Source organism: Nocardioides sp., from assembly GCF_025965415.1.
GTDB lineage: Bacteria > Actinomycetota > Actinomycetes > Propionibacteriales > Nocardioidaceae > Nocardioides.
The window spans coordinates 23,234-34,378 of sequence record NZ_JAOPWY010000054.1; the positions used below are offsets into that span (position 1 = coordinate 23,234).

Below are 11,145 nucleotides of genomic sequence, written 5' to 3' on the forward strand. Positions count from 1 at the left end.
CCCACCGACGCGCCACCTGGGGAGGAACGGCCGATGACGCGACACGAGGTGAGCGTCAGGCTCACCGTCGACGGCACCGAGCGGGAGCTCGACCTCGATCCGCGCGTCAGCGTGCTCGACGCGCTGCGCGACGAGCTCGGCGTGATGTCGGTGAAGAAGGGCTGCGACCACGGCCAGTGCGGCGCCTGCACGGTGATCGTCGACGGTCGGCGCATCCTGTCGTGCCTCGCGCTCGCCGCGTCGTACGACGGTGCGGAGGTCACGACCGCCGCCGGGCTGGGCACGATCGAGCACCTCGGCCCGATGCAGCAGGCGTTCGCCGACCGCGACGCGCTGCAGTGCGGCTACTGCACGCCCGGCCAGGTCTGCTCGGCCGTCGCCATGCTGGAGGAGGTCCGGGCCGGGATGCCCAGCCACATGAGCCCCGACGTCGCCGACACCAGCGTCGATCTCACCGACGCCGAGGTCCGCGAGCGGATGAGCGGCAACCTCTGCCGGTGCGGCGCCTACGTCAACATCGTGGCCGCCATCCAGGACGTGGCCCGCGAGGGAGGCGCGGCATGAAGCCCTTCGCCTACGACCGGCCGTCCACCGTCGAGGAGGCGCTGGCCCTGGTCGAGGGCGGCGGCACCTTCCTCGCCGGGGGCACCAACCTCGTCGACCACCTGCGGCTCGGGATCAGGCAGGCCGACCGCCTCGTCGACATCACCCGCCTGCCGCTCGACGCGATCTCCGAGCGCGCGGACGGCGGCCTGGTGATCGGCTCGGGCGTCCGCAACAGCGACCTGTCCGCCCACCCGCTGGTGCGCACCCGCTTCCCGTTCGTCACGCAGGCGCTGGTCGCCGGGGCGTCCGGCCAGCTGCGCAACATGGCCACCACGGGCGGCAACCTGCTCCAGCGCACCCGCTGCGTCTACTTCCAGGACCTCACCACCCCCTGCAACAAGCGCGAGCCCGGCTCCGGCTGCTCGGCCGTCGACGGCTTCGGCCGCTACAACGCGATCCTCGGCACGTCGGAGGCCTGCGTCGCCACCCACCCGTCCGACCTGTGCGTCCCGCTGGCCGCGCTCGACGCCGAGGTCGTCGTGGTCGGACCGACCGGTGAGCGACGCATCCCGTTCGGCGACCTCCACCGGCTGCCCGGCGACCGGCCCGACCTCGACACCACCCTCGAGCCGGACGAGCTGGTGCTCGCCGTCGAGGTCCCGCCGCTCGACTTCGCCGTCCGCTCGCGCTACCGCAAGGTCCGCGAGCGGGCGTCGTACGCCTTCGCGCTGGTGTCGGTGGCCGCCGCCCTCGACGCGCGCGACGGCGTGGTGCACGACGTACGCCTGGCGCTGGGCGGGGTCTCCCACCGACCGCACCGGGCGCGGGTCGCCGAGGAGGCGCTGCGCGGACAGCCCGCCTCGCCCGAGCAGTTCCGCACCGCGATCGAGGCCGAGCTCGACGCCGCGAGCCCGGGGGAGGGCAACGCCTTCAAGGTCCCGCTCGTGCGCAACACCGTCGTCGACGTGCTGACCGGGCTCGCCGGGTCGTCCGAGGGGAGCGCGGCATGACCACGCTCGAACCCAGGACCCTCGAGCCGGAGGCCACCGCTGCGGAGGCGCCGGTCGTCGCCGGGAACGACCGGATGCGCGTCGACGCCCCCGCCAAGGTCACCGGCACCGCGCCCTACGCCTACGAGCAGCCCGTCGAGGATCCGGCCCACCTGTTCCCGATCGTCTCCACGATCGCGCGCGGACGCATCACGGACATCGACGACGCGGCGGCCCGCGAGCTGCCGGGCGTGCGCCTCGTGCTCACCCATGCCAACGCCCCCAGGATCCGGGTGCACACCGACGCGGCCCTGGTGATCCTCCAGTCGAGCGAGGTCCACCACCGCGGCGAGATCGCCGGCGCCGTCGTCGCCGACTCGCCCCAGGTGGCCCGCGAGGCCGCCGGCCTCGTGCGGGTGACGTACGACGAGCAGCCGGCCGAGCTCGGCTTCGCGATCGACGACCCGAGGGCCACCGAGCCCCGTCGGGTCAACGCCTTCAAGCACGGCTCCTACGAGCGCGGCGACGCCGACGCCTGCCTGGCCCGCGGCACGCTGGTCGAGGCCGACTACAGCCTGCCGATGGAGTTCCACTCGCCGATCGAGCCCCACGCGGTCACCGCGATCTGGCACGACGCCTCCGCCCTGGACCCGCGCGCCACCCGGCTCACGCTGTACGACACCAACCAGGGCACCGGGGGCCACGCACTCCTGCTCGCGCCGGCGCTCGGCCTGCTGCCCGGGCAGCTCGAGGTCGTCTCGCCCTACGTCGGCGGCTCGTTCGGCACCAAGGGCTGGCCGCACCCCCACCTGGTGCTGGTCGCGATGGCGGCGAAGCTGCTCGGCGGGCGGCCGGTGAAGTATGCGATGACCCGCCAGCAGATGTTCCGCACGGTCGGCCACCGACCCGCGAGCAAGCAGCGGATCCGGCTGTCCGTCGAGGCGGACGGCCGACTCCTCGCCCTCGACCACCAGAGCTGGGCGCCCACCGCGCGGCTCAAGTCCTACGTCGACCAGACCGTGTCGGCGACGCGCATGATGTACGACGTCGCGGACCTCCGCACCGTCCACCACGCGGTCGTCCAGGACGCGGCCCCGGGGAGCTTCATGCGCGCACCCGGGGAGTTCACCGGCATGTTCGCGCTGGAGACCGCCCTCGACGAGGCCGCCCACGCGGTCGGCGTCGACCCCATCGAGCTGCGGCTGCGCAACGAGCCCGGTAAGGACCCCGAGAACGGCAAGCCGTGGAGCACCCGCAACCTCGTCGCCTGCCTGCGCGAGGGCGCCGAGCAGTTCGGCTGGTCGCAGCGCCGGCCCGTCGGGACGCAGCGCGACGGGGAGTGGCTCGTCGGCCTCGGTGTCGCGGCCGCGACCTACCCCAACCAGTACTTCGTGCCCAGCCGGGCGGGCATCCGCTTCACCGACGGGCGCTACACCGTCGAGCTGCAGGCCGGCGACATCGGCACCGGCGCCTGGACGATCCTGCCGCAGATCGCGGCCGACGCGCTCGACGTCCCCGTCGACCTCGTCGACGCCGAGATCGGTCGCACCGGCCTGCCGTGGGCCATCCCCGCGGGCGGCTCGGTCGGCACCTTCACCTGGGGCGACGCGATCGTCGCGGCCGCCGCGAAGTTCCGGCGCAAGCACGGCGAGGCGCCGCCCGAGGGGGCCCACGAGACCGCGGCCGGTCGCATGCCCCGGGGATCGCGCGGCTACTCACGTCACGCCTTCGGTGCCCACTTCGTGCAGGCTCGGGTGAGCACGGTGACGGGCGAGGTGCGCGTCGACCGGATGCTCGGCGTCTTCGCGGCCGGTCGGATCATCAACCCCCGCACCGCGCGCAGCCAGCTGATCGGCGGCATGACGATGGGGCTCTCCGCGGCGCTGCACGAGGAGGCGCACCTCGACGAGCGCTTCGGGCACGTGGTCAACGGCGACCTCGCCGGCTACCACGTCGCGGCGCACGCCGACGTCGGCGACCTCGAGGCGATCTGCCTCGAGGAGCACGACCCGTGGTTCGGCGCGACCGGGGCCAAGGGCATCGGCGAGCTCGGCGTCGTCGGTGTGCCGGCGGCCATCGGCAACGCCCTCTTCAACGCCAGCGGCGTCCGGCTCCGGGACCTGCCGTTCACCCCGGACCGGCTGTTCGCCGCTTGGGGCTAGCCGACCGCCCCGGCCGGCACGGGCGCGACCTGTCCGTAGAGGGTGGTGCGCTGGCGCAGGGGACGGCCGGCCTCGCGGGCGATGTCGGCGAGGTCATGGGGGGTCAGGCCCTGGCCGTGGCTGGCACCGGCGGCGCGGCTGATGTTCTCGTCCATCAGCGTGCCGCCGAGGTCGTCGACGCCCGCGGCCAGGAGCTGCTGCGCGCCGACCCGGCCGAGCTTCACCCACGACGCCTGCACGTGGTCGATGTCGTCGGCGTAGGCGATGCGCGCGATCGCGTGGACCAGCACCGTCTCGCGCCAGGTGGGGCCGCGGCGGGCACCGCGCTTGAGGTAGATCGGCGCCGCCATGTGCACGAAGGGCAGGCCGACGAACTCGGTGAAGCCGCCGGTCTCGCGCTGCAGCTCCCGGGTGCGCAGCAGGTGGGTGACCCAGTGCCGCGGCCGCTCGACCGAGCCGAACATCATCGTCACGTTGCTCCGCAGGCCGACGGAGTGGGCCACGCGGTGCACCTCCAGCCACTCCTCGGTCGTGACCTTGTCGGGGCACAGCACCGCCCGGACCTCGTCGTCGAGGATCTCCGCCGCCGTCCCGGGCAGCGAGCGCAGTCCCGCCGCCTTGAGCCGCCGCAGGTAGCTGTCGAGGGGCTCGTCGAGACGGCGCGAGCCCTCCAGCACCTCCAGCGCGGTGAAGCCGTGGATGTGCATGTCGGGGACCCGGTCGTGGACGGCCTGCGCCACCTCGACGTAGAAGTTGCCGTCGAAGCTCGGGTGGATCCCGCCCTGCAGGCAGACCTCGGTGGCACCGAGCGCGGCGGCCTCCTCGCTGCGGTCGGCGATGTCCTCCAGGGTGAGCAGGTAGGGGGCCCCGCGCAGGTTGAGCGACAGGGGGCCCTTGGAGAAGCCGCAGAAGGTGCACTTGTAGGTGCACACGTTGGTGTAGTTGATGTTGCGGTTGACCACGAAGGTGACCTCGTCGCCCACCACGCGCCGCCGGACCTCGTCTGCGACGGCCGCGACCGCGCTGACCTCGCGGCCCCGGGCGGCGAACAGGGCCTCGAGCTCCTCGGCGCCCGGGTCCTGACCCAGGCGTACGCCGTCGAGCACCTCCCGCACCCGTCCCGACACCTGCTCCGCCGAGGCGCGGAGGGGGACGGGGTCGACGCCCGAGCCGGAGAACCAGGCGGTGGAGCGCCTGCCGATCTGCACGACCTCGGCGCCGGTGCCGACGTTGGCGGCGTCCTGGTGGCGCTCGGGCCACAGCGCGCCAGGGTCGTCGCGACCCAGCAGGTCGGCGTCGGCGCGGTCGAGGACCGGGAACCGTACGGCCGGGTCGAGCCACCGCACGGGGTCGGCGGCGAACTCGGGATAGATGGTCAGCCGGGGTGCCAGCTCGTGGCCGGCCGCCTCGGTGGCCGCGCGCAGCAGGTCGAGGGAGGGCCAGGGCCGCTCGGGGTTGACGTGGTCGGCCGTGATCGGCGAGACGCCGCCCCAGTCGTCGATGCCCGCCCCCAGGAGGCCGGCCAGCTCGCCGGGCTCGGAGAGGTTGGGCGGCGCCTGCAGGTGGACGTCGTCGGGCAGGACCAGGCGGGCGAGGGCGATGGCCCGGAGGTGCTCCTCGTGCGAGGCCGGCGTCGCGTCGCGCATCGCCGTGCCGGGCTTGGGCAGGAAGTTCTGGACGATCACCTCCTGGACGTGTCCGTGCGTGCGGTGGGACTCCGCGATGGCCTCCAGGGCCTCGACGCGGTCGGCCTCGGCCTCGCCGATGCCGACGAGGATGCCGGTGGTGAAGGGGATGCCGAGGCGGCCGGCGGCGTCGAGGGTGAAGAGCCGCCGCGCCGGCTCCTTGTCGGGCGCACCGCGGTGCGCGGCCAGGTCGGGGCGCAGGCTCTCGATCATCATCCCCTGCGAGGCGGCCGACGAGCGGAGGGTGGCGAGCTCGACGCGGCCGAGGGCGCCGGCGTTGGCGTGCGGCAGCAGGCCGGTCTCGGCGAGCACCAGGGCGGCCACCTCCACGAGGTAGTCGACCGTGGAGGCGTGGCCGCGCGCGGCCAGCCACTCGGCGGCGGCGGGGTAGCGGGCCTCGGGCGCCTCACCCAGCGTGAAGAGGGCCTCGTGGCACCCGGCGGCCGCCCCCTGCTCAGCGATCGCGAGCACCTCGCCCGGCTCGAGGTAGGGCGAGGTCGCGGTCCGCGGTGACTCCGCGAAGGTGCAGTAGCCGCAGCGGTCGCGGCACAGCTTGGTGAGCGGGATGAAGACCTTGGGGGAGTAGGTCACGCGTGTCCCGAAGAGCGTGTCGCGCCGGTGGGCGGCGCGACTCAGGAGCTCGGCGGTGGCGAGCTCGGTCAGCGGAGTCATGCGGTCATCGTGGTGCGTGGCCGGGGGTCATGGGGTCAGTGTGTGGTCGGTGTCTCATTCCGCGGCCAACAGATTGTCAACGCGGCCACAACGGTCGGCCACGGATGGCTCCGGGCCAGTGACCCGCGGCGCCCGTGTGTGGTAGCCATCACCCATGAGCCACACCCGGGCGGAGCGCGTCGTCGACGCCAAGGCCCCGGTGGTGCTCGTCGTGGACGACGACGCGGCGATCCGCACCGTGGTCCGGTGGCAGCTCGACGACGCCGGGTTCCGCGTGGTCGAGGCCGACGACGGACCGTCGGCGCTGCGGCGGATCCGCGACGACCACCCCACGCTGGTCGTCCTCGACCTGTCGCTCCCGGGCCTCGGCGGGCTCGACGTGCTGCGCTCGGTCCGGGGCGGTCACACGGGGCGCTCGGACACGCCGATCATCGTCCTGTCGGGGCGCAACGGCGAGACCGACCGCATCGTCGGCCTCGACCTCGGGGCCGACGACTACCTGGTCAAGCCGTTCTCGCCCGGTGAGCTGGCGGCTCGCATCCGGTCGGTCCTGCGCCGCAGCTCCCCGGAGCTCGCCGACGAGGCCGTGCTGGTCGGGTCGCTCCGCATCGAGCCGGCCAGCCGCCGGGTCCTGCTCGACCAGACCGACATCGAGCTCACGCCCAAGGAGTTCGACCTGCTCGCCTTCCTCGCGACCCACCCCCGTCACGTCTTCACCCGCAGCCAGCTCCTCGACCGGGTCTGGAACTCCTCGTCCGAGTGGCTGGGCGAGGCGACCGTCACCGAGCACGTCCACCGGCTGCGGCTCAAGCTCGAGGCCGACCCCTCCAGCCCGCAGCTGCTGCGGACCGTGCGCGGCGTGGGCTACCAGCTGGTGGACGACGCATGAGCCAGGCGTGGCCGGTCGAGACGGAAGCCGGGCTGGGACCCGACGACGGCGACGTGCGCGACGTGCTGGACCGGCAGACCGAGGTCCTCGAGCTCATCGCGCGGGCCGTCCCGCTGCGCGAGGTGCTGACCGAGATCCTCACCTCGCTGGAGCACCTGATGGACGGCGCCCGGTGCTCGGTGCTGCTGCTCGACCGTGAGCACCGCACCCTGCACCACGGCGCCGCGCCGAGCCTGCCCGCCGACTACGTCGCCGCGATCGACGGCCTCGCCATCGGTGACGGCGCCGGGTCGTGCGGCACCGCGGCCGCCCTCAACCTGCCGGTCGTGGTGACCGACGTGATGACCGATCCGCGGTGGGCCGACTACCGAGCCGTCGCCGTCGCCGCCGGGCTGCGGAGCTGCTGGTCCACCCCGATCGACGGCCGCAACGGGCTGCCGGTCGGCACGTTCGCCGTCTACCACCCGCGTCCGCACGCCCCGACCCCGCGCGAGCAGCTGCTGGTCGACCGCTTCACCCACCTGGCCTCCGTCGCGATCGGCCACGCCCGGCTGCTGGAGGAGCGACGTGCCCGGCTCGAGGCCGAGACGGCGCGCCGCACGGCCGAGGAGCTCTCGCACGCCAAGTCCGAGCTGCTGGCGGCGGTCGGTCACGAGGCGCGTACGCCGATCCAGGCGATCGTGGGCTTCGCCGAGCTCCTCGGCACGATGGACCTCGACGAGGCGCGGCGCCGCGAGGCGCTGGACCACATCGGCGCCGCCGCCGGGCACGTCATGGACCTGCTCTCCGACGTGCTCGACCTGAGCCGCCTCGAGGCCGGCGCCCTCCCGCTCGCCCTCGAGCCGGTGGGCGTGCGCGACGTCGTGGACGGGGTGTTCGGGCTGCTCTCGTCGCGGGCCGATCAGCGCGAGTTCTCGCTGGAGCACCACCTCGGCGACGAGGTCGTGCTCGCCGACCACCGCCGGCTCCGGCAGGTCTTCCTCAACCTGGTGACCAACGCGATCCGTCACGGCGACGTGGGTGGCCGGGTCGTGGTCAGGGCGTGCTCCGCAGAGGCCCCCGACACCCTGCTCGTGACCGTCGACGACAACGGTCCCGGCATCCCGCCCGAGCTGCTCGCCCGCATCTTCACGCCCTTCGCGCGCGGCGCCGCCCGACCGGGACGCACGCCGACCGCCGCCGCCGACGAGGGCGCCCAGGAGGAGAGCATCGGGCTCGGGCTCGCGCTGGCCCACGGGCTGGTGGGCGCGATGGGCGGCGACCTCGAGGTCGGACGCTCCGGGCCGGCCGGCACCTCGATGCGCCTGACCCTCCCGCGCGCGGACCCACTGCCCGGACCCGGGTGAGACGTGGAGCCGAGCTTCCCGGTGACGGCCGTGGTGCCCGTCAAGCCGCTCGCGCTGGCGAAGTCCCGCCTGGCGCTGCCGCCCGACCAGCGGCAGGCGCTGGCCCTGGCCTTCGCGCTCGACACCGTCGTCGCGCTCGCCGCGACGTCGTACGTCGTGGGGGTGCTGGTCGTGACCTCGGACAGGACCGTCGCGGACCGCGTCGCGAGGCTGGGAGCGCGCGTGACCGACGACCGCGGCACCGGCATCGGGCCGGCGGTGCGCGAGGGGATCCGCGTGGCCGGCTCGTGGCACCGCGACAGCGGGGTGGCGGTGGCGCCCGCCGACCTGCCCTGCCTGTCGCCGAGCGACGTCACCGACGTCCTGGTCGGGGCGGGCACCGGCGGGCGCGGCGCGTTCGTCCCGGACCTGGCCGGCACGGGGACGACGTTCGTGGTCCAGGAGTGCGGCCTTCCCGCGGTCACCCGCTACGGGCCGGACTCCGCGGCCCGGCACCGCGCGCTGGGACTGCGAGCCCTCGACGGAGCCCCGGCCGGCGCACGTCACGACGTCGACACGCTGGCGGACCTCCGCGCCGCCCTCGCCCGGGGCGCCGGCCCCCACACCCGGGCAGCGGCGGCAGCCGCAGAGCTCGACGTCCCGGTGCACTGAGCGGGACGCGGCTCAGCCCCTGAGCTCGCTCTCGGGATCGCCGGTGACGGCCTGGCCGCGCCCGACCAGGCTGTGGCGGTAGCCGTAGGTGGCGTAGACGACGGCGCCGATCACGAACCACACCGCGAACCTCGCCCAGGTCTGCCACATCAGCTGGCTGGTCAGCCAGAGCGAGAACGCGATGCCGAGCAGCGGGACGACGGGCATGAAGGGCACCCGGAACGTGCGGGGCAGGTCTGGGCAGCGGTAGCGCAGCACGATGACGGCCGCGCAGACCACCACGAAGGCCAGCAGGATCCCGATGTTGGTGAGCTCGGCCGCCGTGCCGATCGAGACGAACCCGGCGATCGCGGCGGAGATGATCCCGACGATCCACACCGGCCGGCTGGGCGAGTGGTGCTTGTTGGTGGTGGCGAACCAGGACGGCAGCAGCCCATCGCGGCTGATGGAGTACCAGATCCGCGAGGCGCCGAGGGTGAAGGAGAACAGCACCGTGATGATCCCGACGATCGCGCCGACGGCGACGACCTTCGCGAACTCCGGCCGACCGACCGCGCTGAACGCCTCGCTGAACGCGGCCGTCTCGGAGAGGTCGGTGTAGTTGACCATCCCGGTCAGCACGGTGGCGGCCATCAGGTAGAGGACCATCGCGATGGCCAGCGAGATCACGATCGCCTTGGGCAGGTTGCGCTCGGCCTCCTTCGACTCCTCGGCGGCCGTGCTCATGGCGTCGTACCCGAACACCGCGAAGAACACCGTCGCCGCCCCGGTCGCCACCCCGCTGAAGCCGAACGGGACGTAGGGCGTGAGGTTGTCGGCCTTGACGTAGAAGACACCGACGACGATCACGGCCAGCACGATCGCGATCTTGACGAACACCAGGTAGGTCTCGATCCGGGCGCTGGTCTTGATGCCCCGGTTGAGCAGCCACGCCACCCCGAGGCACAGCAGGATCGCGAAGAGGTCCACGCGATGGCCGTCGCCGGACCCCGGCGCGCCGAGCATCCAGGCGGGCAGGTCGAGACCGATCGCCGTCAGCAGGAAGGAGATGTACTGCGAGACGCCGATGGCGACCACCGCGACGATGGCGGTGTACTCCAGCAGCAGGTCCCAGCCGATGAACCAGCCGACGACCTCCCCGAGCACCGCGTAGCCGTAGGTGTAGGCGGATCCCGCCTGCGGGATCAGTCCACCGAACTCCGCGTACGACAGGGCCGCGCAGGCACTGGCGAAGCCCGCCAGCAGGAACGACAGCGACACCGCCGGGCCCGCGTTCTCCTTGGCGACCGGACCAGCCAGGGCGAAGATGCCCGCGCCGATGATCGCGCCGAGCCCGATCGCGGTCAGCTGCCACAGCCCGATGCTGCGCTCCAGCGACTCGTCCGTCTCGGCCGTGATGGGCTTGCGGCGGAAGATTCCGGATGTGGCCTGACCCGAGGGCTCACTCATGGGGCCACGATCCATGCTCTGCCGCAGGGGGGCAACCCCTCCCCGGCCACGGGCCGAGCCCCGGACGGACCCCGTCACCCCTCGCTGGCGGCCCACCCCGTGACCCGGGTGATCCGGCACACCAGCACCCGGTGGAACGGCCTGTCGGCGTACTGCGGGACGGTCGTCGCCAGCCGGTCGGCCAGGGCGTCGACCAGCGCCGGGTCGGGATCGGGCAGGTGCTCGGTGTCGGCGCGGACCCACCACAGCTGCGACCAGTCGTCGAGGTCCCAGTGCTCGACCAGCAGCGAGCCGCGCGGGTCGGCGGCCAGGTTGTCCTCGCGCTGGAGGCGGGAGGACGCCTTCGGCTTGACGCGGTCGATCGGCACCCCGACGTGCCCGTCGTGGACGGCGTACACGACCGGCTGCGGATCGGGGCCCCGCTCCGGGTGGAGCGTCGCGAAGACCCCGTGGACGTGCTCGTCGAGTCGCGCGGTCGCGACCTCTGCGGTCAACCTCATCAGGATGCTCCCGGGTCTCGGGGACGGGTGGCACGGTCTCCTGCCACCCTCGCCGATGCGGGGCCGGCGCACCATCACGCCTTTCTCAACGCTGTCGCCGGAGGCTTGACCGCCCCCTCCTTCTTGGCGAGGTTGGCGGCATGAACCTCGCGTGCTGGGTGGAGCGCAACGGACGTCGGCTGTGCGACCGACCGGCCCTCGCGGCGGGGCCCGCGGTGCACGCCACGTGGGCCGAGCTCGCCGCGCGGGTCGCCGG

At 73.6% G+C, this 11,145-nt stretch carries 9 protein-coding genes; 6 read left to right on the forward strand and 3 right to left on the reverse strand.

Annotation, left to right across the window (positions count from 1 at the left end):
- The first annotated feature begins 33 nt into the window (after window positions 1–33).
- From JWN97_RS06220 to JWN97_RS06230, 3 genes are read left to right on the forward strand one after another with little or no spacing between them, the layout of a single operon-like run.
- On the forward strand, window positions 34–564 hold the full coding sequence (locus JWN97_RS06220) for a 2Fe-2S iron-sulfur cluster-binding protein (RefSeq protein ID WP_297619994.1): 531 nt from the start codon (window positions 34–36) through the stop codon (window positions 562–564).
- On the forward strand, window positions 561–1,556 hold the full coding sequence (locus JWN97_RS06225; protein ID WP_297619996.1) for a xanthine dehydrogenase family protein subunit M: 996 nt from the start codon (window positions 561–563) through the stop codon (window positions 1,554–1,556). The genes JWN97_RS06220 and JWN97_RS06225 overlap by 4 nt, the downstream gene beginning before the upstream one ends.
- Window positions 1,553–3,697: a xanthine dehydrogenase family protein molybdopterin-binding subunit gene (locus JWN97_RS06230; RefSeq protein ID WP_297619999.1), complete on the forward strand. Its 2,145-nt coding sequence runs from the start codon at window positions 1,553–1,555 to the stop codon at window positions 3,695–3,697. The genes JWN97_RS06225 and JWN97_RS06230 overlap by 4 nt, the downstream gene beginning before the upstream one ends.
- Here JWN97_RS06230 and JWN97_RS06235 read toward each other — a convergent pair.
- Window positions 3,694–6,054 carry a bifunctional FO biosynthesis protein CofGH gene (locus JWN97_RS06235; protein ID WP_297620002.1) on the reverse strand — a complete coding sequence of 787 codons (2,361 nt, stop codon included), beginning with the start codon at window positions 6,052–6,054 and terminating at the stop codon, window positions 3,694–3,696. The genes JWN97_RS06230 and JWN97_RS06235 overlap by 4 nt on opposite strands.
- Before the next feature lie 154 nt (window positions 6,055–6,208).
- On the opposite strand from JWN97_RS06235, the gene JWN97_RS06240 reads away from it, so the two are divergent.
- Genes JWN97_RS06240 through cofC form a run of 3 tightly spaced genes read left to right on the forward strand, consistent with a single transcriptional unit; the run spans window position 6,209 to window position 8,940 of the window.
- Window positions 6,209–6,943, forward strand: a complete 735-nt coding sequence (locus tag JWN97_RS06240) for a response regulator (protein WP_297620005.1) — start codon at window positions 6,209–6,211, stop codon at window positions 6,941–6,943.
- Window positions 6,940–8,289, forward strand: a complete 1,350-nt coding sequence (locus JWN97_RS06245; protein WP_297620009.1) for a GAF domain-containing sensor histidine kinase — start codon at window positions 6,940–6,942, stop codon at window positions 8,287–8,289. The genes JWN97_RS06240 and JWN97_RS06245 overlap by 4 nt, the downstream gene beginning before the upstream one ends.
- Window positions 8,290–8,292: 3 nt before the next feature.
- On the forward strand, window positions 8,293–8,940 hold the full coding sequence (cofC, locus tag JWN97_RS06250) for a 2-phospho-L-lactate guanylyltransferase (protein ID WP_297620012.1): 648 nt from the start codon (window positions 8,293–8,295) through the stop codon (window positions 8,938–8,940).
- A 12-nt stretch (window positions 8,941–8,952) separates the two neighbouring features.
- Here the strand turns inward: cofC and JWN97_RS06255 are convergent, their stop codons facing one another.
- Window positions 8,953–10,389: an amino acid permease gene (locus tag JWN97_RS06255; RefSeq protein ID WP_297620015.1), complete on the reverse strand. Its 1,437-nt coding sequence runs from the start codon at window positions 10,387–10,389 to the stop codon at window positions 8,953–8,955.
- Between the two features lie 74 nt (window positions 10,390–10,463).
- Window positions 10,464–10,889, reverse strand: a complete 426-nt coding sequence (locus JWN97_RS06260; RefSeq protein ID WP_297620019.1) for a pyridoxamine 5'-phosphate oxidase family protein — start codon at window positions 10,887–10,889, stop codon at window positions 10,464–10,466.
- Between the last annotated feature and the right edge of the window lie 256 nt (window positions 10,890–11,145).

What these genes read in the sequence shown, in the direction of transcription:
- JWN97_RS06235 (WP_297620002.1), bottom strand. Translation starts at nt 6,054, where the DNA reads ATGACTCCGCTGACCGAGCTCGCCACCGCCGAGCTCCTGAGTCGCGCC.
- JWN97_RS06220 (WP_297619994.1), top strand. Translation starts at nt 34, where the DNA reads ATGACGCGACACGAGGTGAGCGTCAGGCTCACCGTCGACGGCACCGAG.
- JWN97_RS06260 (WP_297620019.1), bottom strand. Translation starts at nt 10,889, where the DNA reads ATGAGGTTGACCGCAGAGGTCGCGACCGCGCGACTCGACGAGCACGTC.
- JWN97_RS06255 (WP_297620015.1), bottom strand. Translation starts at nt 10,389, where the DNA reads ATGAGTGAGCCCTCGGGTCAGGCCACATCCGGAATCTTCCGCCGCAAG.
- JWN97_RS06230 (WP_297619999.1), top strand. Translation starts at nt 1,553, where the DNA reads ATGACCACGCTCGAACCCAGGACCCTCGAGCCGGAGGCCACCGCTGCG.
- JWN97_RS06245 (WP_297620009.1), top strand. Translation starts at nt 6,940, where the DNA reads ATGAGCCAGGCGTGGCCGGTCGAGACGGAAGCCGGGCTGGGACCCGAC.
- JWN97_RS06240 (WP_297620005.1), top strand. Translation starts at nt 6,209, where the DNA reads ATGAGCCACACCCGGGCGGAGCGCGTCGTCGACGCCAAGGCCCCGGTG.
- JWN97_RS06225 (WP_297619996.1), top strand. Translation starts at nt 561, where the DNA reads ATGAAGCCCTTCGCCTACGACCGGCCGTCCACCGTCGAGGAGGCGCTG.